The organism is Actinobacillus delphinicola (assembly GCF_900638385.1).
GTDB lineage: Bacteria > Pseudomonadota > Gammaproteobacteria > Enterobacterales > Pasteurellaceae > Actinobacillus_C > Actinobacillus_C delphinicola.
The window spans coordinates 643,655-665,882 of the sequence record NZ_LR134510.1; the positions used below are offsets into that span (position 1 = coordinate 643,655).

Genomic DNA, 22,228 nt, shown 5'->3' on the forward strand with positions numbered 1-22,228 from the left:
CCATTTCTTAATACATTCATGTATATATTTACGGCGCTTCTATAACAATAACTATTAATCCCTATAAATTTAATCTTGCAATAACAATAAAAAAGCACCACTTTCGTGATGCTTTTTACTAATAAACGACTAATCGCTGAGGACGAATAAGATGCCCATCAATTTCAGCAATCCCCATAAAACGCTCATGTTCATCAAAAATTCTGACTTGTCCACCTAGAGAAGTATGATTGTCAAAACGAACTCGACGTCCAAAACGCACTCCTTCTGCTTGTTCTGAGGTCAAATCTAAACGAGGCAACCGAGATACGCTACTATCCATTGGCAGTAGAAGTGCATCTAGTTGACTAAAATCATCACCACTTTGTTCTGCTAATGCCTCAAGATCCGCCAATTTCATCATTTTTTCTGCGGGGAAATCAGCAACTGCAAGACGGCGTAACATGGTAACATGCGCACCACAACCTAATTTCTCACCTAAATCATCAACAAGCGTACGAATATAAGTCCCTTTAGAACAATGAACTTCTAGGGTCAAGTAAGGGGCTTGCCATTCAATAAATTTAAGCTCAAAAATTGTAATAGGACGAGCTTCACGTTCAACTGTAATTCCTTGGCGAGCATATTCGTAAAGCGGTTTTCCTTGATATTTCAATGCGGAAAACATTGTTGGAACTTGAAGAATATCGCCACGAAAATCATTCAATGCATCAAGAATATCACCCAGACTACAAGTAATTGGGCGAGTTTCAACAACTTGTCCATCGGCATCAGAACTATCCGTACGTTCCCCTAATTTTGCCGTAACAACGTAGCGTTTATCCGCATCCAATAAAAATTGTGAAAATTTGGTTGCTTCACCTAGGCAAATAGGGAGCATGCCTGTTGCAAGCGGATCTAACGCTCCCGTATGCCCTGCTTTATTGGCATTAAATAAACGTTTAACACGTTGCATAATGCCATTTGAACTCATGCCTTGATCTTTGTCTAAGAGGAAAACACCGTGGATATCACGCCCTTTTTTCTTTCTCGCCATTATTCTGCCTTGTCGTCTTCTTGGTGGCGTTTTTCGTCTTCACGCACGACACTAGAAACAAGGTTAGACATACGCATCCCTTCGATAAGGGTGTTGTCATAGACAAAACGTAATTCAGGGACAATACGTAAACGCATCGCTTTGCCGACTAATGTACGAATATAAGGGGCCGCTTTTTCTAGCCCTTTCATCGCTTGATCAATATATTGTTGGTCGTTATCAAATAAGAAAGTGACGAAAACTTTCGCATAAGCAAGATCACGAGTCACTTCAACATCAGATACGGTTACCATTCCAATACGAGGATCTTTTACTTCACGTTGTAAGATAACGGCGATTTCTTTTTGTAATTCTTGTGCAACACGGTCTGCACGTTTAAATTCTCTTGCCATTTTATTTTTCCTTATGAGTAAACACGCCCCGATTTTCGTGAAAATTTTTACGGAAATCGAGGCGTGTGAAATTTAGATGAAAAGTTAGAAATTAGATTGAACGTTTAATTTCAACTACTTCAAATACTTCGATTTGATCTCCTACTTTCACATCATTGTAGTTTTTAACGCCGATACCACATTCCATACCGTTACGCACTTCGTTCACGTCATCTTTGAAACGACGTAAAGATTCAAGTTCGCCTTCAAAGATAACTACGTTATCACGTAAAACACGGATTGGATTATTACGTTTCACTACACCTTCAGTTACCATACAGCCTGCGATTGCACCAAATTTAGGGTGACGGAATACATCACGCACTTCTGCAAGACCAATAATTTCTTGTTTAAATTCAGGCGCAAGCATACCGCTCATCGCAGCTTTGATTTCATTTAATAATTCATAAATGATTGAATAGTAACGTAAATCAATGTTTTCAGTTTCAATTACACGGCGTGCAGTTGCATCAGCACGTACGTTGAATCCAAGGATAATTGCATTTGATGCAGCCGCTAAGGTTGCGTCAGTTTCAGTGATACCACCTACACCAGAACCGACTACTTTTACTTTCACTTCGTCGGTAGAAAGTTCTTGTAGTGCTTGAACAATTGCTTCAACAGAACCTTGTACGTCTGCTTTAACGATAACGTTAAGTTCAGCTACATCACCTTCTGCCATGTTGCTAAACATGTTTTCAAGTTTCGCTTTTTGTTGGCGAGCAAGTTTCACTTCACGGAATTTGCCTTGACGATAAAGTGCTACTTCACGTGCTTTTTTCTCATCACGTACAACAGTCGCTTCATCACCCGCTGCTGGTACACCAGAAAGACCTAATACTTCCACTGGAATTGACGGACCTGCTTCTTCAATGGTTTTACCATTTTCATCACGCATTGCACGTACTTTACCATATTCAAATCCACAAAGTACGATATCGCCTTTACGTAAAGTACCAGACTGAACAAGGATAGTTGCGACAGGACCACGACCTTTATCAAGGTAAGATTCAATTACAACCCCTGTTGCCATACCTTCTTTTACGGCTGTTAATTCTAATACTTCTGATTGCAATAGAATCGCATCAAGAAGTTCATCAACCCCCATCCCTGCTTTTGCAGATACTGGAACGAATTGTACTTCCCCACCGAATTTTTCACTGATTACATCATATTGTAATAGTTCTTGTTCAACACGATCTGGGTTTGCTTCTGGTTTATCAATTTTGTTTACCGCAACAACTAATGGTACACCCGCTGCTTTTGCGTGTTGAATCGCTTCGATAGTTTGTGGCATCACACCATCATCTGCTGCAACAACAAGTACAACGATATCCGTAGATTTCGCACCACGTGCACGCATTGAGGTAAATGCTGCGTGTCCTGGAGTATCTAAGAAGGTAATCATTTTACCGTTAGTTTCTACGTGATAAGCACCGATGTGCTGAGTAATACCACCCGCTTCACCCGCTGCAACTTTTGCTTTACGAATGTAGTCAAGTAATGAGGTTTTACCATGGTCAACGTGACCCATGATAGTCACAACTGGAGCACGAGTTACTTTTTCGGTTTCAAGATCACGATCGCCAAGAATTGCTTCTTCTAGTTCATTTTCTTTACGTAAGATAACTTTGTGTCCCATTTCTTCCGCAACAAGTTGTGCAGTTTCTTGGTCTAGCACTTGGTTAATCGTTACCATTTCGCCCATTTTCATCATAATTTTGATGATTTCAGTCGCTTTTACTGCCATTTTGTCAGCAAGTTCTTTTACTGTAATAGTTTCACCAATTACTACATCACGACTAACTGGTGCTGCTGGTTTGGTAAATTCTTGTTGCAAAGCGCTACCACGTTTCGCATTTTTACCTTTGCCCTTAGCACGAGTATCTTTTTGACGGCGATCTGCTTGACGGTCACGTTTTGTGCCGATTTCTTCACGACCTTTTTTTACTTTAGCAATTTTATTTTTACCGCGTCCACGAGCATTTTCGTTACGACGACTTTCTTCATCTTCTGCGTCCTGTGCATAACGAGAAGTTAAATTATAATCCGTATAATCTTCGTTCATATCTTGTTTCGTTTCATAGTCTGCAAAACGTTTTGCATCTTCAGTCGCTTTTTGTGCGGCTTCTTCTGCCTTTTGTTTTGCCATTTCATCTGCTTTACGATGGAAAGCTTCTTCTTCCGCTAAACGTTTTGCTTTTTCAGCATCGACTTTTTTAGTCGCTTTTGCTGCATCTTTTTTAGCTTGTGCTTCTGCAGCTTGTTTTGCTTTTAATTCTGCTTCTTTTTTCGCTTTTTCTTCAGCAGCAGCTTTTTCAGCTGCCGCTTTCTCTGCTGCTTCTTTTTCAGCCTTCGCTTTTGCTAAAGCAGCTTGTTTTGCTTCTTCCGCTGCCTTTTTAGCGGCTTGCTTAGCTGCGTCAGTTTCAACAGTACGTTTTTTACGAACCTCTACCTTTACTTCTTTCGCTTTGCCCGCTGTAGTCGTACCAGTAACGGTCGTTTCCACACGACGCTTTAGCGTCATTTTCTTCGGCATGTCAGCTTTGTCAGCTGCCACTTTTTTATCGGTCATTGTTCCTCCTTAAGCATTAAGCCTCATTAAACCAACAAATATTACGTGCAGCCATGATTAAGTCTGCCGCAAGTTGCGGATCTAATTCTTCAATATCTGCTAAGTCATCTACGCCTTGTTCAGCTAGTTCTTCAAGGGTAGTGATATGTTTTTCTGCTAATTTCAAAGCAATGTGACGATCCATGCCTTCTAATGCTAACAAGCGATCTTCAATATCTGCTTGTTTTAATGCTTCTTCTTCGGCTAATGCCGCTTTTGTTAACGCATCTTTTGCTTTTGCTTGTAATTCTTCAACAAGATCTTCATCTTCAAGCCCGTCAATTGCAGTTAATTCATTCACCGCAATATATGCAACTTCTTCAAGACTTTCAAATCCTTCGTTTACAAGAAGTTGAGCAAATTCTTCATCAATGTTTAATGCATCCATGAAGCGTTGAATAATTTTCTTATCTTCTGCTTGGTGTTTTGCATTTAATTCTTCATTGGTCATTACGTTGATTGCCCAACCAGTTAATTGGTTAGTTAAACGTACGTTTTGTCCATTACGACCAATTGCTTTTGCAAGGTTTGCAGAATCAACAGCGATATCCATTGAGTGATTGTCTTCATCTACCACAATCGCACTCACTTCCGCAGGTGCCATTGCATTAATAACGAATTGTGCTGGATTTTCGTCCCAAAGTACGATATCGACACGTTCACCGCCTAATTCATTCATCACCGCTTGTACACGTGAACCACGCATACCAACGCACGCACCTACTGGATCGATACGTTTATCATTTGATTTTACAGCGATTTTCGCACGTAAACCTGGATCGCGAGAAGCACCTTTAATTTCAATCATTTCTTCGCCGATTTCTGGTACTTCAATACGGAATAATTCAATTAGCATTTCTGGTTTTGCACGAGTTACGAAAAGTTGTGCACCTTTGCTTTCTGGCGCAACTTTGTATAACACACCACGCACACGATCACCAGGACGGAAATTTTCACGTGGTAATAAATCTTCACGTAAAATAATAGCGTCTGCTTTGTTACCTAAATCTAAGATTACACTATCACGGTTTACTTTTTTCACCGTACCTGTCACGATTTCACCTTCGTGATCAACAAATTGTTCAACTACTTTTGCACGTTCTGCTTCACGGATTTTCGTGCTAATCACTTGGCGCGCAGTTTGCATTGCAATACGGTCAAATGCGATAGATTCAATTTGATCTTCAACAAAATCACCTACTTGGATGTTTTCGTCATCTAAGCGTGCCGCTTCTAAGGTCATTTCTTTAGTTGGATGAGTAACATGTTCAACAACCATCCAACGACGGAAAGTATCAAATTCGCCTGTTTTTGGATCGATAACAACACGTACATCGATGTCTTGGTCATATTTCTTTTTAGTAGAAAGCGCAATTGCACTTTCTAAAGCTTCAAAAATTTTTTCACGTGGCAATAATTTTTCATTTGAAACAGCTTCAGCTGCTAGTAGAATTTCTTTACTCATTTTATAAATCCTTAATATTTCTTAAAATTGTGGCACGATATGAGCTTTTTGAATATTACCAAAAGCAAATTGTTGTACTTCCCCATCTACTTCAAGAGAAATCATATCATTTTGCACATCAACAAGTTTACCTTGCCATTTACGACGATTTAGCATCGGAATTCGTAAGTGTACAACGATTTCTTGACCGATATAACGGCTAAATTGCGCCAAAGTAAATAATGGGCGATCCATTCCTGGAGAAGATACTTCAAGATTATATTTGTCCGCAATTGGATCTTCTACATCTAATAATGCACTTACTTGACGGCTAACATCTGCACAGTCGTCAATAGTAACACCGATTTCTGGCTTATCAATAAAAATACGTAAGGTTAAGAAACGTCCAACACGTTGGGTTTCAATCCCCCACAATTCACAACCAAAATCTTCCACGACTGGTTGCAATAAATTTTGTAACTTTTCTTCTAAGGTTGCCATTTCAACTCCTCATTAAATTAAAGGCGTAAAAAAAGGGCGAACCGCCCAGTCTTACTTTTATTTGTACAAAAAACAGTACAAATCCTGAATTTCTTGTATAAAAAAACCCCATCGTTGAGGGGTCCTTCTTACTGAACTTTGTAATTGGTTGCGGGGGCTGGATTTGAACCAACGACCTTCGGGTTATGAGCCCGACGAGCTACCAAGCTGCTCCACCCCGCGTCCGAAAAAATATGTTCGGTATTATAGTTTTTTGAAAAAAAATTGCAAGTATATTTTCTATAATTTTTGCCTAAAAAAGGACATAATGTTGCTTATTGATTATTTATAAATCAAAATTAGTACCAAAATTAAGCCCGACATTTAATGCAGGCGTCGTATTTGAGCCACCAGCTACGCCCCAGCCACCACCGTAGCCTAGCGAACAAGCATTTAAAGTTAAAATCATCAATAATACAAGCAAATATTTTTTCATATTCATCTCTCTATTATCTATTTTGCTTTGTCCGAAAAGCACCCATATATTCAAATAAACGGTAAATTGCTTGCAAATCCGTACGAGCAACTTTCTTAAATAGACATAAAAAACGGTAAAGTGGTCGATATGTATCTAAAAAATCTAACATTGCTTGCCATTCATCTTTATCACAAACATGATGATAATGCTCAATTGCTATCGCCATTTGTTCAGGTTTCAAAAATTCAGCACGCCCTAAACTATGAATATAAAGCAAGCTATCCCGCACCTTCTGGTGCATAAGATTTTTCCCCATTTTACCGTTTTCAAAATCAACAAAACAGACTTTACCATCTTTATAAACCATATCACGCAATGCAGGGCGACCGTGAGTAAGGTTTTGGCGATGTAAATTTGCAAGTGTTGTGCCACAAGTTGCAAGCATTTGATTAATGAAATCATCTGATTGCTCACGCCCTTCAATATAGCTACTAGCGCTTCTGCCTGCATCTTCTAAAACCATATAATCATCGCCATAACACATTAATTTAGCAACAGGTGCAGAATGTTGGCTTAAAAAACGTAAATTATCTAATTCTTTCTGAAACGATCGCTTAGGGCTTGGTTTCAAAAAACGTTCTATACCTTCAAGCTGTTCTGGTTGTTTTAACCAATATTTTTTGTCTTGAAAGTAAAAAGAGTGAATGCGAGTACCTTTATGTGCTTCAAGCTCATTTGCTACAACACTTAAAAAATCGGGAAATTGTTTTTTCATATTAATTTATTATTCGTTTAAAATTTTAAAACCCGTTTGAGCCTTGTCTAAAGATTGAGTATGCTATACGGGTTATCTATTATAAACTCTCTTTTACAGGAAAAGCCTATGTTTTTAAGAAAGCCCTTTCTTGTTTTGATTAGCTTTTTGGCAATTTTTTGTTCGACTCAAGCCTCGGCTTTTGAGTTTACTTTTCCATACAGCCTAAATAATCAAGACGTAAATCAATATTTATTACAAAAAGTAAAACTCAATCAATCCTTTGGATTCCCTGGATTTTTTACTTTTAATTATGATATTTCCAATATGAAAGCAAATATTGGGCAAGAGCCAAATCGTATTAATATGTCGGCCACTTTAACGGGAAATTTTACCTTGTTAAAGCAAGATCAACTACAAACACAAATCCAAATTGAATTTAGTGCATTGCCCTACTACGATCCAAATACTGGTGCCGTATATCTTAAAGACTTCCACATTATAAAAACGGATGTCACCCCAGAAAAATACATGGATGACGTAGAAAAAGTATTACCTTGGCTAAACGATAGTATGGCTGATTTATTAAAAGATACGCCAATTTATCGTTTAAATGATGACAAATTCATGCAACATCTTATCAAAAAATTTGCCAAAGCAATTGTCGTCGAGCCTAATCAACTAGAATTTAAAGTGGGTTGGTAAATCATTAACCCTCATGGTCAAAATGCCGAAAGTAAAACTTTCGGCATTTTTTTATTCCACTTCTTTTACATTAACACGTAATTCACGTGGCACTTCAAAGACGGTATCTTCTTGGCAACCTTGAAGTTCTTCAACTGTTCTTGGCCCAAATGTTTGTAAACGTTCGATAACTGATTGAACCAATACTTCTGGTGCCGATGCACCAGCCGTTACGCCAATAGTTTTCACATTCGCAAACCATGCTGGATCAAGATCATTTGCATCATCAACTAATTTCGCAGGCACGCCCATTCGTACCGCAAGCTCTGCTAGACGGTTAGAATTTGATGAGTTTTTTGAACCTACGACAACAACAAAATCAGATTGTGCGGCTAAGTCACGCACTGCTTGTTGACGATTCGTTGTTGCATAACAAATATCATTTTTGCGAGGACCTTGAATTGCTGGATATTTTGCTTTTAAAGCCTCAATCACGTCGTGCGTATCATCAATCGAAAGTGTCGTTTGCGTCATGAAAGTTAAATCTTCATCGGCTCGAAGTGGTAATTTTGCAACATCTTCCACATCTTCAATCAGGAAAATTCCACCTTCGGCGTTGTCGTATTGTCCCATTGTGCCTTCTACTTCAGCATGTCCTTCATGCCCAATTAAGATGGCTTTCATCCCTTTACGGCTTGCACGGGCTACTTGCATATGCACTTTCGTAACTAATGGGCAAGTCGCATCAAAAACACGTAAACCACGATCTTTTGCTTCTTGGCGCACAGCTTGCGAAACCCCATGTGCAGAAAAAATTACGATTGCGCCATCTGGCACTTCAGATAATTCTTCTACAAAAATCGCTCCACGCTCACGTAATCCATTCACGACAAAACGATTATGCACAACTTCGTGACGTACATAAATCGGGCTACCATAAAGCTCTAATGCCAATTCAACAATACTGATAGCACGATCAACCCCCGCACAAAAGCCTCGTGGATTTGCTAATATAATTCTCATTTATTCCCCGCTTTCGCTTTTTTATCTTTTCTCAATGTATCTAAAATCAATAATCCCGCACCAATACAAATCGCAATATCTGCCACATTAAATACAGGATAATGCCATTGGTGATAATGAAAATCGAAAAAATCGACCACATAACCTCGTGTAAAACGATCATAGGCATTGGAAAGCGCACCACCAATAATTAAAGCATAGCCAGAATTTTGTAAAATCTGTGTTCGTTTATTTCGTACCATTAGAATAAACAAAAAGAGTGAAATCACGATAGCCAGCCCTTCAAATAAAAATTTCTGCCAGCCAGAATGATCTGCTAAAAAACTAAAGGCAGCGCCAAAATTTCTGACGTAAGTTAAATTGAATATAGGTAAAATTTCAACACTTTCATACAATGAAAAATGTTCTACAATCAAAAACTTAGTAAACATATCTAAACAAATTACCGCTATGATAAGCCAGGTAAAAACAACGCCAGATTTTTTCATTTGTAACTTTCCTAAATCATTCACATAAAGTGTGCAGTATAGCACGATTTTTCTGCACGACTCTTAAAAAATACACGCCCCGATTTTCGCTAAAATTTTTGCAATTTCTCATATTTACTAAAAAGCCTCTGAAAGCTCATGACCTTCAGAGGCTTGATTCGTTGCGTTATTAATTAAGCAAAATGACGCACTTCGCCTTCACCTGCCACGTTTTCAACACAACGTGCGCAAAGAGTTGGATGTTCCGCATTTTGACCGATAGTGTCGGAATAATGCCAGCAACGTGGGCATTTTTCTGCTTGTGAACGTTCTACTTTCACTGCAAGACCTTTCACCTCACCTTCAGCAACATCGGCTTCAGCAAGTGGTTTCACGGTTGCTTTTGACGTAATTAAAACGAAACGTAATTCATCACCAAGGGCTTCTAAAAGCGGTAAGTATTCTTCATTTGCATAAAGCGTTACTTCTGCTTCTAAACCACCACCGATAACTTTATCGTTACGAGCTTGTTCAAGTACACGGTTTACTTCGTTACGTAATACTTGAATTTGTTGCCAGTATGCATCGCTCATTTTTTCGTTATCGTCTAATGCGAATAAATCTTTGTAGAATTCTTCGGTGAAGACAAATTCGCTACGAGCACCAGGAAGTACTTGCCAAATTTCATCCGCTGTGAATGAAAGAATTGGCGCAATCCAACGAACTAATGCTTCAGCGATGTGCCATAATGCAGTTTGGCAGCTACGACGTGCAAGGCTGTCCGCTTTTGTGGTGTATTGACGGTCTTTGATGATATCAAGATAGAATGACCCCATTTCTACTGAGCAGAAACGCATTAAACGTTGCACTACTGAGTGGAATTGGTAGTTTTCATAGTCAGTTTCAATATCATTTTGCGCTTGTAATGCACAATCTACCGCCCAGCGATCAAGTGGCAACATATCTTGCGGTGCTACAAGGTCAGTTTCTGGATTAAAACCATTTAAGTTAGCAAGCAAGAAACGCGCGGTATTACGAATACGACGATAGCTATCTGCAGCACGTTTTAAGATTTCATCAGATACGGTCATTTCACCCGTATAGTCTGTTGATGCTACCCATAAACGTAAGATATCACCACCGAATTTATCCATCACTTCTTGAGGCGTTACGATGTTACCGATAGATTTAGACATTTTACGTCCTTGCCCATCTACGGTGAAACCGTGAGTTAATACTTGTTTGTAAGGTGCTTTGTTATCTGTTGCGGTTGAAAGCATTAAAGATGACATGAACCAACCACGATGTTGGTCAGAACCTTCTAAGTATAAATCAATGTCCGCACCGTTAAATTCTGGGCGGCTTTGAACTACCGAGGCATAAGTTGATCCTGAGTCAAACCATACGTCTAACGTATCCATTACTTTGCGATATTGATCGGCCTCATCACCTAATACAGATTTAGGATCTAAATCCCACCATGCTTGAATACCTTGTTTTTCAACAAGTTTTGCCACTTCTTCTGCAATTTCAACACTACGTGGATGAAGTTCTTCAGTATCTTTATGAATGAATAATGTTACAGGCACACCCCAAGTACGTTGACGAGAGATACACCAGTCAGGGCGGTTTTCAACCATTTTTTCAATACGCGCTTGACCCCAATCTGGAATCCAACGTACAGATTTGATTTCGCCTAATGCTTTTTCACGTAAGCCGTGGTTATCCATACCGATAAACCATTGTGGGGTTGCACGGAAGATAATTGGTGTTTTATGGCGCCAGCAGTGTGGATAGCTATGACGGATTTTTTCAACTTTTAATAATGCGCCCACTTCTTGTAATTTTTCGATAACAAGTGGGTTAGCTTCAAAGACTTTTTTGCCTGCGAAGAATTCGGCTTTGTCTGTGAAGATACCGTCGTTATTGATTAAACCAACTAAAGTTACGCCATTTGCTTGAGAAACATTAAAGTCATCTAAACCGTGGTCTGGTGCTGTGTGAACTAAACCTGTACCGCCTTCAGTTGTGACGTGTTCACCAAGAATAAATGGTACATCATACGCATAGAATGGATGATGGAACATTAAACCGTTAAGGTTTTCACCTTTGGTTGTGCCAAGAATTTCATAGTTTTCCCAGCCCATTGTTTTCGCAACGCTTTCAACTAATGCTTCAGCAAGGATAAATTGACGATCGCCAACTTTTACCACTTGATATTCTAAATCGCCGTGTAAAGAGATTGCACGGTTTGATGGAATTGTCCAAGGGGTAGTTGTCCAAATAACGGCTTCAATTTCACCTACATCAGTTAAACCAAAACGTTTTGCAACTTCTACGTTATCTGCTGCTTTGAATGCAACATAGATAGATGGTGAAGTTTTATCTTCGTATTCTACTTCGGCTTCCGCTAATGAAGACGCACAGTCTAAACACCAATGAACAGGTTTGTAACCTTTATAAAGGTGACCATTTTTGATCACTTTCGCAAATGTACGAATGATGTTCGCTTCGGTGTCAAAATTCATAGTAAGGTATGGATGATCCCAGTCCCCTAACACACCAAGACGAATGAAGTCCTTTTTCTGACCTTCAACTTGCGTTCTTGCGTATTTACGACATTCTTCACGGAATTCTGCCGCTGAAATTTTTTGGTTTGGTTTTCCAACTAAACCTTCTACTTTAAGTTCGATAGGAAGACCATGGCAATCCCAACCTGGAATGTATGGGCAGTCGTAACCGAATGCAGTTTTTGATTTAATAATAATATCTTTTAAAATTTTATTAACAGCATGACCAATATGAATATTACCGTTTGCATATGGAGGACCATCATGCAAAATGAAAGATTTTTTGCCTTTTGAAGATTGACGAATTTTTTGGTAGAGATCTTTATCGTACCAATTCTGTAACATTTTTGGCTCGCGTTGTGCCAAATTACCACGCATTGGGAAATCTGTTTGAGGCAGATTCAGCGTGTTTTTATAATCTGTAGTTTGATCTGTCATGAGTTAATTCCAATTCATATCATCTGTGTAATAAAAATGACCCGTATTATAAGCACAAAAGCACTAAGATTTAAAGAAAAAGCGGGCGTGTATCCGCTTAATCATTCGCCCTTTTTATCTCACATATAAAAATAGAAAGCACCGATGTGAATACCTTCATAATCGGTGCAAGATAAATAAAAAAAGTAACCTTTTAATTTTCAAATAAGTTTTTATGTAACGCACGGACGATATCCGTCGCTTGCTCCGTTTGGACTAATAAACAAATATTATTCGTACTTGTGCCATAACTAATCATACGAATATTAAAACCAGAAAGAACAGTGAAAATATCTTTCACCAAACCAGAATGCGTATCTAAATTATTCCCGACTAATGCAATCAAGGAAAGTCCAGTTGTGACTTTTACACTTGCTACCCGACTTAATTCTTCCAGTAATTGTTCTGAAAGTTCTCCTTTGCCGCATCCACAGCCACTCACAATTTTATCCAAAGTTAACGCAACACTTAGATCGGATGCATTAATCGCATCTACTGCGATATGATGCTTATCTAAAATCGAAAGCATTTTGTGTAAAAAACCTGATTCTTGCGACATATTCAAACGAGAAAGTGTAAGCAACGTTTGCTCATGTCTTACCGCTATCGCACGGAAAGTCGGAGTATGCGAAGTTTGTTTCGTTACCCACGTTCCACCAGCATTTGGTGCTTTACTAGAACCCACATAAACTGGAATATTGCTCCGAACAGCGGGACGTAATGTTGCAGGATGTAATACTTTTGCCCCAAAGGTCGCCATTTCAGCCGCTTCTTCAAAAGTTAGGCTATCAATACGACATGCTACAGGTACGATTCTTGGATCTGTTGTATAAATGCCTGCCACGTCCGTCCAAATTAAAACATCTTTTGCACCAAGCACGCCAGCAAGCAATGCTGCGGAATAATCACTTCCACCACGCCCCAATGTTGTCGTATGACCTTCTTCATCCCTCCCGATAAAACCTTGAGTCACCACAATTTTTCCCACTTGAAGTAATGGATTAATATGACGCTCAACATTTTCTTTTGTTACGGTTTCATCTGGTAATGCTTTGCCAAAGTGACTACTTGTACGCACAATCGTACGCACATCGACCCATTCAGCATCCACACCACGCTCACGTAGAAGATGAACGAAGATCAATGAAGACATCATTTCACCACGGCTAATCAGTTCATCCGTTAGCATCAGAGATGGCGCACTGTCTGCTATCACATCCGCTAATTCTTTAATCTTCGTCAAATGTTCTTCAACTGATGGGCGAATCACTTCAGAATGCGATAATTCGCTTAAAATGTTTTCTTGGATACGCACCACTTCCGCAAATAATTTATCACGCTTATCTTGTTCACAACCATTAGCAAGGGCAACTAGCAAATTAGTTACGCCAGCGGAAGCGGAAAGAACAACAACACGTGAATGGGGATCGGCGGCTAAAATGTCTGCACAAGCCTGCATAGAGGGAAAATCAGCGACACTTGTTCCGCCAAATTTTGCTACGGAAAGAAGGGGCATAATCTCTGTCCTTAATTCTTGTTATGATGCATTAATGGAAAATGAATCCTGATTATTGCATTTTCCATTTCCTAATTTTTAAGAAAATAAAATTAATCCCCTATTCTAGTAGTGCAAAAATAAAAATACTACCTAAAAACGCTAAAAAATATCAGCTTTCTTGCAAATTCATTGCACCAATATAAAATTATTGGATAATAAAATGACTTTTTATCATTAAAGGATTTACCGAATATGTCTTCTGAAAACTCCAAAATCAGTCAGGTAACATACGCCTTATTACCCTCCGTTATTTTATTGGTAATAGACTTATTTACCCTCTATTTACAACCTCAATCCTATGCAATTTCGCATTTATCATTAGCTGTAGTCACTGCACAAATGTTAAGTTTGTGGCTTTTTCTTAAAGCAGATATGTGTCCTGGTCAACGTGGACGTTTAATCAATGCGAATAAAGGTTTATTGCTTTTCTGGATCGTGTGGTTATGTGTCAGTGGTTTTTCCAATTACAATTATCTCATCACTGATTTAGTCAGCATGTGTGGGATTGGCATGACCGTTGCGATTTGGCTCCAACCTAAAAAACATCAAGAACGTTTACCATTTATCTATATGGGATTAGGTATCGGTGCTGTGGCTATTTTGGTGTATTTGATGATGTTTATGAATACTCCATTCATTTATCTTCCAATTTTTAATCCATTTGCACAATTATTGGTGGGAACGATTTTATTAAATCTCATGCTTATTTCAGCGAAAAATCGCTTACACAATTTTATGGCACTATTACCAATGACCATGCTCATTGCATTATTTATAAATGCCGTGGTTATTTTTGGTTTACTCGGTTATTGCTATTTAAATAGTGTAGAATTTCCAAATCAAATTGCTTGGATTCTTTATTTTGCCATTCATATTCTTTTACTGGTTATTATTGGCGCTGTCCTTTTCTTTGAAAAGAAATTGGATTATCTCATTTTATTAATTTTACTTATTTTAAGTGCCTCTTTAACATTATGGGCAACCTTTACTTACCTTCATTTTTAAGGAATAACTATGACAACTGAGGCAATTATTGACCTTCAATTAGCGTGTGAAAACACCGAGAATTTACCAACAGAAGAACAATTACAAACTTGGGCAAGTGCTGCGATTCAACCAAATACCACAGCAAATGAAATCACTGTCCGTATCGTAGATGAAGCAGAAAGCCATGAATTGAACCTGACTTATCGTGGTAAAGATCGTCCAACCAATGTACTTTCTTTTCCATTTGAATGCCCACCTGAAGTGGAAATTCCTTTACTCGGTGATCTAATTATCTGCCGCCAAGTCGTTGAACGCGAGGCGCAAGAACAACAAATTACCTTAGATTCCCATTGGGCGCATATGATTGTACATGGCTGCCTCCATTTACAAGGCTACGACCACATTGAAGACGATGAGGCTGAAATCATGGAAAGCTTAGAAACACAAATTATGCAAAATCTTGGCTTTGCCGACCCTTATGCTTGTGAAAAAGAAGACACATGCAATCACGCCGATTAATCCTCGTTGCGGGTGCTGAAGAGTGGCTCGATGCCCAATTCAGCGCCCAATTTTCTCCCAACCTAGCCCAATCCTTAGCGATCTTTTGCCATGATACGCAGGCTGGTCTGCCCCATTTAAATGCGGATATATTCCCATTTTCCAAAGCTAAAAACGCCCTTGGTCAAGAATGGCAGACGATCTTATTTGATTGCCGAAAAGCATTGCATTTAGAGGCACTTGCGATTGCCAGTGGCACACTACTCGCAGGTGGAACACTTTATCTTTGGATCAACGATTGGCAAAGTTTTCAATCCGAAACAGATCTCGATAGTCTTCGTTGGGCTGATGGAATAGTTCAATCATGCCCCCATTTTCGGAAAATTTTTCAAGATACTGTTAAAAATGCAGGTTTCCCGCTGTTCACTCAGCCGCAAGCTATCCCTTTTTATCTTGTGCAACCTGCTGATATTCAATCACTTATTCCTCGTCCAACGGGAGAACAAGAGGTGCTTTTAAATCAAATTAAAACGCATCCCGTGCAACGCTTTATCCTCACCGCCAAACGAGGACGAGGCAAATCAGCTTTGGCAGGTTTTTTAGCAGATTTCTTGTTGCAAGAAGATCCACAGCAATTATTGCTTACCGCAGCAAATAAAAAGGCAGTCCAAAAACTTCAGCAATTTTGCAATCTGCCAATCCCTTTTTGTGCGCCAGATGCCTTACTAGAAAATTTAGCCACTATTCGCCAACAAAGAAAATGGCTTTTTATTGATGAAGCCGCCATGCTACCGCTTCCTATGTTGCAAACCCTTTGCACGGCATTTGAAAAAGTATTGTGCACAACGACCATTGAAAGCTACGAAGGTACGGGACAAGGTTTTAGCCTAAAATTCATGCAAAGTACGGCGAAAAATTTTCATGCACTTAGTTTAGATGCGCCACTACGTTGGCAAAAGCATGATCCTCTTGAAAAATTTATTGAGGATTTACTTCTTGTCGCACCAAATTCACTTAATGAACCGCAAAATTCCAATAGTACCTACCGCTTTTTACGCCAAACACAATTAGATAAAAACACTGATCTTACTGATTTTTATCAATTACTAAAATTAGCGCATTATCGTACTACTCCGCTGGATTTACGCCGTTTGCTTGATGCACCACGCCAGCAATTTTTTGCCAGTTACGATGAGAGGAACCGTTTACAAAGTGGGATTTGGGGTTTGGAAGAAGGTGATATGCACAATGAAGCATTACTGGTCGCTATTCGCCGTGGAGAACGTCGTCCTAGTGGAAATTTAGTCGCCCAATTACTGCTCCAAAATCATCTTGATTTACGTGCAGGTAAATTGCGTTCGGTGCGTATTTCGCGCATTGCGGTACACCCTAGATTGCAAAACCAAGGTTTCGGACAAAAATTGTTAGCTGCTTTTAAGCAACAATTACTTGAAAGAGACAATATTGACTACCTTTCAGTCAGTTTTGGATATGATGAAAAACTTGCTCACTTCTGGCGCAAAGCGGGATTTCGTCTTGCCTATCTTAGCCACCAGCAAACCGCCTCCAGTGGTTGTTATTCTGCAGTCGCCGTTTTACCGCTTACCTCAGCAGGAAAAACATTTTGTGAAAGTATCATCAACAATTTCCAACGAAACTTTGCACTGTCGCATTACCCTTTGGAAAGTCAGCTTGATTTAGATAATTTTCCAGAAAAACACATGGACTTAAACGATATAGATAACGTCGCCCTAGCCGATTTTGCCTATGCTCATCGTCCATTCTTGATAAGTTTACCTGAATTGACACGATTACTTCATCAATATCCGAATCAATTGCCATTAGTCAAAGATTTTCTGACAACGCAACAATCTTATTTAAAGCCATCAGCACGCCAATGGCTTAACCAATGTCGCCATGATGTCGCTACAATTTTAAGTACGCTTTAAAATAGTGACGCCCCGAAAATCGTAAAAATTTTTACGAAAATCGGGGCGTAAAACATGTTTTAATTTTTCTTTTTAAACATTAGCAACATTTTGTGTCAGGCTGTTTCATTGCTTTTAAGAACCAAAGTTGTTTTTGGAAGTGACTGATGTAACCTTCAAATAATGCTTGTACTTGGAAATCATCTTTTGCACAAGCATCATTGCGGATATCTACAGCTCCAGCAAGCATTAATTCAGCATCAGCTTCCAACATACAAAGAACTTCACAACAACTATATGCTTTAGTTGGAGTTTCTTGCATCGTTGCAACGGCTAAATATTCTTTCATTGTTGCTAATGGCATTTCTCCACGCATTTTTAAAATTTCCGCTACTTCATCAAATTTTTCAAAAGTTTGGTCATAAACTTCCTCAGTGTAATGATGAAGAGGAACAAATGTAGGACCTTGCACATTCCAATGGTAATTATGTAATTTCACTGTCCACACCATGAGGTTAGCAAGATAAGTATTTAATTTTGTTGCACATACATTAGACATAATTATCTCCTTATTGAGTAATGGTTTTCGTGATCAGCATTTCTGCTTTGATGAGGTTATTAACCACATCTTGTTGAGTTAATTTATTTTTCTTAACCAGTGATTGTGTACTATTAAAGCTTACTTTCACACCAAAATCTGTTTGTGTTACGACAATTTTCAACGGTAAATTAAGCGCAAAAAAGGGTGACTGTGCGATTTTAGATTGTAAATTTCCAAACATTAATGTAACGGAACGATGCACACCTGACTCTTTAGTACTGACTGGATTATCAACCTGTTTTAAAAGAGGTAAATTTTTATCAGCAAATGCTTTTTTCAAACGGGAAATTGTCGTATCAAAGTTATATTTACTACACAGCATATTAGCAACAGTCGCCTCACCCTGTTTAGTCACCTTATCGCCTTGTGTCACGGATTCAATATAACTTGAACTAAAGGTGGACACATAAAAATTAGTTGATTGAGGTGGATTGGCACCAGCGGGTGGCATTGCAAAGGCTCCTGTACTCAAAAAAAGCACGAAGAAAGGCAAGTAAAATTTTATTTTTAACATAACAATTCCCCCTTTAATTCTGTTGGTATAACACCTAATTTAATTTTGCTTTGGTGGTTAGAATCTAGCACATTAAAAAAAATTATCTACAATTTCTATAATAGGTAAACTTTAAAATAAAAAATATTAAAATAATCGATATTCTTATAATATTTTATTCATCCTTTCTAAATTTACGCCCCAAAAATCATAAATTTTTTTGATTTTTGGGGCGCCTTTTATTTCCGTTATATTTTCCTTGCATTTTCCGCTAATAACGTAAACCATTTCTGATAAGTCAAAAATAATTCTTCTGCTTTTGATGATAAATATGCCGCAAAATTTTGCTGGCTTGCTAAACGTTTCCAATAAACATCCATACGCCAACTTTCCTCCTGACTAATCATTTCTTCAATTAGTGCCCTGATAAATGCTGAATCAATGTGTTCCTGTTTAAACGTTGCTTTAATAAAATCCAAAAGCCCTTTTGAAGGCAGTAGGAAAATTTGCGCTTGGGCAAGCAGAAAATCCTCAACATAAAGTCGTAATTGAGTCCACGCACTTTCTGGCGTTAAATTTTTACCTAACTGCCAAATACTATCATTACCAATATAATAACTCGGTAAATATGCTTTTTTATCAGAGCAACTTGCCCATAAAAAGAGAGTATAAACCCACGTACTAATTAGATCTTTTTCATTTACTTTTGCTAAGCGAAAATGAATAAACTGTTGTTTATTATGATATAAATGTCCAATATTGCCTTGGAGTTTTACCGCTAAATCTGGAAAATCACATTGTCGCCAATCACTTTCCTCTTGAGAAATTTGACCATTTTCATGAGGAAGATATTGCATTAATTGCTCACGAAATTCGGCTAATTTCTCAAAAAATTTTCGCTCCTCAATATCTGCAAATTTTGCACGTGGCAACATCCCTTTTATCCCCCACTTTTGCCATTCTTGAGAAAATTCATCGGGGCGATGTTGCAATAATTGGTTATTAATTTGATAACTTTGTAAATTATCTAATTGAAAATTCTCACGATCTTCAATAGTTTCTAATTCTTGTCGGAAATAAACCCCAAGTTGTTTTTCAAAGCAATAACGAACTGGGTTAGCAATAAAACTGATTAAATCCTCAATTTCTATCGTTTCAATTATGGATTTGGGTGCAAGTGGTGCAATAAAACTTTGCCCTTCTCCACTATATTCCCCTTTTGCCATAAGTAGCCATTTTCGTGCGAATGATGGCGATTTTCCCATAAAATTTTGGGCAGAAAAGGCATTTAAGGCGTGTTGTTGCCAAAGATTACGTTGAATTTCATCTGCATCACCATCGATATTCTCTTTAAGATAATCCATTAATTGGTTTACCAATACCGATGGTTCTTTTACTGTATCATCATTCACCGACCGCCCAACATAACTGATATAAAAGTACTGTTGTGCGGAAAGCAACGCTTCCAAGAATAAATAGCGATCATCATCACGGCGGAAACGATCACCTTTTTGGTGATGAAATTGCATTAAGTCAAAACTATTTGGATCTTGGATCCGTGGGTAATCACTGTCGTTCATCCCGAGTAAGCAGACTACTTTAAATGGGATCGATCGCATTGGTAATAGAGTACAAAAATTCATTTTGCCGAGTGTAAAGCGATAACTATTTTGATGTTCTTGCAAACGTTCTTGTAAACTTTGCGTAATCACTTCACTATCAATCGGCGCAGGATAATCTCCTTTTTCGACATTTTCTTGTAATTTATCAATCGCCTCTTTGAGATAACACCAAATTTGGTTTTGCTGATTCGCATCAAAAAAGCGGGTAATTAATTCGGTTAAGCTCTCATGCCACACACTAATAATTTGTGGCTCACAGAGAACACGTTGCCACGTCCATAGTGCCTCAATAAATTCAACCAATTTCCCCGCTAGTTGACCTTGTAAGCCCGAGGTTCCATCTAAAGCTAAACTATCCTGCCAAATCCCATTTTCTTCACGCAAACTATAGCCTAATAAAATACGTTCTAAGCCCGCTTGCCATGCATTGTAATTCTTCAGGGCCGTTTCTGCGCTCGTTTCATGATTGGTAACGGGTTCTTTTTCTAATCCAAAACGAATACCCGCCGTTTTCACCCAATTTCGGATAAGCTCTAAGTCTTGTAATTCAATTTCAAATCTCTGGCGGATCATCGGAATATCTAAAAATTCCAGAACATCTTCAGCACTAAATTGACTATTTTTTAATTGTAATAATTTTAAAAAACTTGCCACTAATACATCGCTTTCCGTTAATTTATTATCAGAGATCGCAAATGGAATATAAGGTTCGCTTTGCCCGAAAACTGCTTGGATATACGGCGTATAACTATCAATATTCGCCACCATCACCACCACATCTTTTGGCTCAATATCGGGGTGAGTATTAAAAAGGTGTAATAAATAATCCTGCAACACTTCCACCTCACGCATCGGGCTATAACATGAATGGATAGTCAATGATTGATCGTCTTTATTAAATTCTAAAGTTCCTTTCTGAGAAGGTGTGAAATCCAAAATGCGTTGCTGGATTTGATTTAATAACGTGCCTCCGTGGCTTTCTACATAAGCCTCAATCTCGTGGACGGGAACGGTATCTTGTGAAGCAAGTTCAGTAAGCAAATATAAAAAATCACGCCCCATTTTCCCCCATGCTGCAAGCAACGGATGCCCAACTGCAAGTTCCTCCGCATAACTGGTCGTCATATGCGGTTGCTGAGCGATATTTTGTTGTTGCGTTTCTGAAATCCAAGGTGCCTGTGGATAACTTTCTAAAGGCTGTTGATGAAGATAATGTAGACGTTGTCGTAATTGATCTTTTTTCCAGATCTTAGGATCTAATACATCTCCCCAATATTCCTTACAACCATTAGTAAAAAATAAATGGATCTCACAATATTGACTTAATGCCTGTAACGTTTCTAAATGAGTGCGCGGTAATGCCGAGATCCCAAAGATAAATAAACGCTCAGGTAAATTTTTTGGCGCTTGCTGACTTAAAAATTCGAGAAATTGATGATGTAAACTCGCACGGTGGTGTACTTGGGTACTTTGTGTTTCAGCTTTAATATCATCCACAATCGCTCGCCACAAAATCCCTTGCCATGCAATATCCTGTTGAATTTGGGTAGCAAGATGTGGTGTTTTTTCTTGGACATAACGTAGAATTTCTTGTGAGATCTCGTCATCTCGTTTTTCTTCCCAAGCGTTTATCCAATGAGGACGATACACAAGATATTGGTCGAACAGATCGGCGATTTTATAAGAAAGTTGATAACATTTCTGTTGTGCCATTTCCTGCGAAGTGGCGAGATAGTAACGTAACGGAGAAAATTCAGGCGTATCTAAATAGTGAGGTAACAAACGCATTAACCGCCATACTAAACTATCTTTCTTAAATAGGCTTTGCTCCTCAACGTTCGGCAGATTATCAACATAAAGTTGCCAAATAAAACTTGCAGGCATCGGGTAAGCAATATTACTCGCAATTCCCATACTCTCCGCTATTTGCCAATTTAACCACTGCTCCATCCCTGGACTTTGTACTAAAATCGTTTCCTTTTGGAACGGATTTGTCAAAGGACGAGATTGAATTAAATGTAATAAAATATCTTTTTGCGTTTCGAGTAGGTTGGAATAGTAAATGTAAAACACCCGCGAGCCC

Annotated in this window: 18 protein-coding genes and 1 tRNA gene; 4 read left to right on the forward strand and 15 right to left on the reverse strand. The window is 38.6% G+C overall.

Going from position 1 to position 22,228, the window contains the following annotated elements; translation table 11 throughout:
- Nucleotides 1–118: 118 nt before the first annotated feature.
- The 8 genes from truB to EL259_RS02950 form a co-directional block, all read right to left on the reverse strand.
- Nucleotides 119–1,036: a tRNA pseudouridine(55) synthase TruB gene (gene truB / locus EL259_RS02920; protein ID WP_126598851.1), complete on the reverse strand. Its 918-nt coding sequence runs from the start codon at nt 1,034–1,036 to the stop codon at nt 119–121.
- The gene (gene rbfA, locus EL259_RS02925; RefSeq protein ID WP_126598853.1) at nt 1,036–1,428 is read right to left on the reverse strand and encodes a 30S ribosome-binding factor RbfA; all 393 of its coding nucleotides are present in this window, start codon (nt 1,426–1,428) and stop codon (nt 1,036–1,038) included. Before rbfA ends, truB begins: the two co-directional genes overlap by 1 nt.
- 91 nt (nt 1,429–1,519) lie before the next feature.
- Nucleotides 1,520–4,042, reverse strand: a complete 2,523-nt coding sequence (gene infB, locus EL259_RS02930; protein ID WP_408608232.1) for a translation initiation factor IF-2 — start codon at nt 4,040–4,042, stop codon at nt 1,520–1,522.
- 16 nt (nt 4,043–4,058) lie between these two features.
- Nucleotides 4,059–5,546, reverse strand: coding sequence for a transcription termination factor NusA (gene nusA / locus EL259_RS02935; RefSeq protein ID WP_126598855.1), 1,488 nt, complete (start codon nt 5,544–5,546; stop codon nt 4,059–4,061).
- Between the two features lie 21 nt (nt 5,547–5,567).
- On the reverse strand, nt 5,568–6,026 hold the full coding sequence (gene rimP / locus EL259_RS02940; protein ID WP_126598856.1) for a ribosome maturation factor RimP: 459 nt from the start codon (nt 6,024–6,026) through the stop codon (nt 5,568–5,570).
- A gap of 145 nt (nt 6,027–6,171) precedes the next feature.
- Nucleotides 6,172–6,248 (reverse strand) — tRNA-Met (locus tag EL259_RS02945).
- A gap of 103 nt (nt 6,249–6,351) precedes the next feature.
- On the reverse strand, nt 6,352–6,501 hold the full coding sequence (locus EL259_RS08560; protein ID WP_172594211.1) for a hypothetical protein: 150 nt from the start codon (nt 6,499–6,501) through the stop codon (nt 6,352–6,354).
- A 13-nt stretch (nt 6,502–6,514) separates the two neighbouring features.
- A complete protein-coding gene (locus tag EL259_RS02950; RefSeq protein WP_126598858.1) occupies nt 6,515–7,258 on the reverse strand; it encodes a phosphotransferase in 744 nt (247 codons plus the stop codon).
- Between the two features lie 108 nt (nt 7,259–7,366).
- Here EL259_RS02950 and EL259_RS02955 point away from each other — a divergent pair, with 108 nt between their 5' ends.
- Nucleotides 7,367–7,942, forward strand: coding sequence for a DUF1439 domain-containing protein (locus tag EL259_RS02955; RefSeq protein ID WP_172594212.1), 576 nt, complete (start codon nt 7,367–7,369; stop codon nt 7,940–7,942).
- 51 nt (nt 7,943–7,993) lie between these two features.
- On the opposite strand, the gene ispH is transcribed toward EL259_RS02955, so the two are convergent.
- The 4 genes from ispH to lysC all read right to left on the reverse strand — a co-directional run bounded on the left by ispH (nt 7,994) and on the right by lysC (nt 13,974).
- Nucleotides 7,994–8,944 (reverse strand): 4-hydroxy-3-methylbut-2-enyl diphosphate reductase, encoded by a 951-nt coding sequence (gene ispH, locus EL259_RS02960; protein ID WP_126598863.1) that lies wholly within the window; start codon nt 8,942–8,944, stop codon nt 7,994–7,996.
- Nucleotides 8,941–9,432 (reverse strand): signal peptidase II, encoded by a 492-nt coding sequence (lspA, locus tag EL259_RS02965; protein ID WP_126598865.1) that lies wholly within the window; start codon nt 9,430–9,432, stop codon nt 8,941–8,943. The genes ispH and lspA overlap by 4 nt, the downstream gene beginning before the upstream one ends.
- Before the next feature lie 173 nt (nt 9,433–9,605).
- Nucleotides 9,606–12,419 carry an isoleucine--tRNA ligase gene (gene ileS / locus EL259_RS02970; RefSeq protein ID WP_126598867.1) on the reverse strand — a complete coding sequence of 938 codons (2,814 nt, stop codon included), beginning with the start codon at nt 12,417–12,419 and terminating at the stop codon, nt 9,606–9,608.
- Nucleotides 12,420–12,612: 193 nt separating this feature from the next.
- Complete coding sequence (gene lysC, locus EL259_RS02975) at nt 12,613–13,974, reverse strand: lysine-sensitive aspartokinase 3 (RefSeq protein ID WP_126598869.1); 1,362 nt, start codon at nt 13,972–13,974, stop codon at nt 12,613–12,615.
- Nucleotides 13,975–14,208: 234 nt separating this feature from the next.
- On the opposite strand from lysC, the gene EL259_RS02980 reads away from it, so the two are divergent.
- The 3 genes from EL259_RS02980 to EL259_RS02990 are packed head-to-tail and all read left to right on the forward strand — an operon-like array spanning nt 14,209 to nt 17,450.
- Nucleotides 14,209–15,021, forward strand: a complete 813-nt coding sequence (locus EL259_RS02980; protein WP_126598871.1) for a hypothetical protein — start codon at nt 14,209–14,211, stop codon at nt 15,019–15,021.
- A 9-nt stretch (nt 15,022–15,030) separates the two neighbouring features.
- On the forward strand, nt 15,031–15,522 hold the full coding sequence (ybeY, locus tag EL259_RS02985; protein ID WP_126598873.1) for an rRNA maturation RNase YbeY: 492 nt from the start codon (nt 15,031–15,033) through the stop codon (nt 15,520–15,522).
- Nucleotides 15,504–17,450: a GNAT family N-acetyltransferase gene (locus EL259_RS02990; RefSeq protein ID WP_126598875.1), complete on the forward strand. Its 1,947-nt coding sequence runs from the start codon at nt 15,504–15,506 to the stop codon at nt 17,448–17,450. The genes ybeY and EL259_RS02990 overlap by 19 nt, the downstream gene beginning before the upstream one ends.
- Before the next feature lie 79 nt (nt 17,451–17,529).
- Here the strand turns inward: EL259_RS02990 and EL259_RS02995 are convergent, their stop codons facing one another.
- From EL259_RS02995 to recC, 3 genes are all read right to left on the reverse strand, one after another.
- Nucleotides 17,530–17,988 carry a Dps family protein gene (locus EL259_RS02995; RefSeq protein WP_126598877.1) on the reverse strand — a complete coding sequence of 153 codons (459 nt, stop codon included), beginning with the start codon at nt 17,986–17,988 and terminating at the stop codon, nt 17,530–17,532.
- A 10-nt stretch (nt 17,989–17,998) separates the two neighbouring features.
- Nucleotides 17,999–18,544 (reverse strand): DUF302 domain-containing protein, encoded by a 546-nt coding sequence (locus EL259_RS03000; protein WP_126598879.1) that lies wholly within the window; start codon nt 18,542–18,544, stop codon nt 17,999–18,001.
- A 227-nt stretch (nt 18,545–18,771) separates the two neighbouring features.
- Nucleotides 18,772–22,218: an exodeoxyribonuclease V subunit gamma gene (gene recC / locus EL259_RS03005; protein ID WP_126598881.1), complete on the reverse strand. Its 3,447-nt coding sequence runs from the start codon at nt 22,216–22,218 to the stop codon at nt 18,772–18,774.
- Between the last annotated feature and the right edge of the window lie 10 nt (nt 22,219–22,228).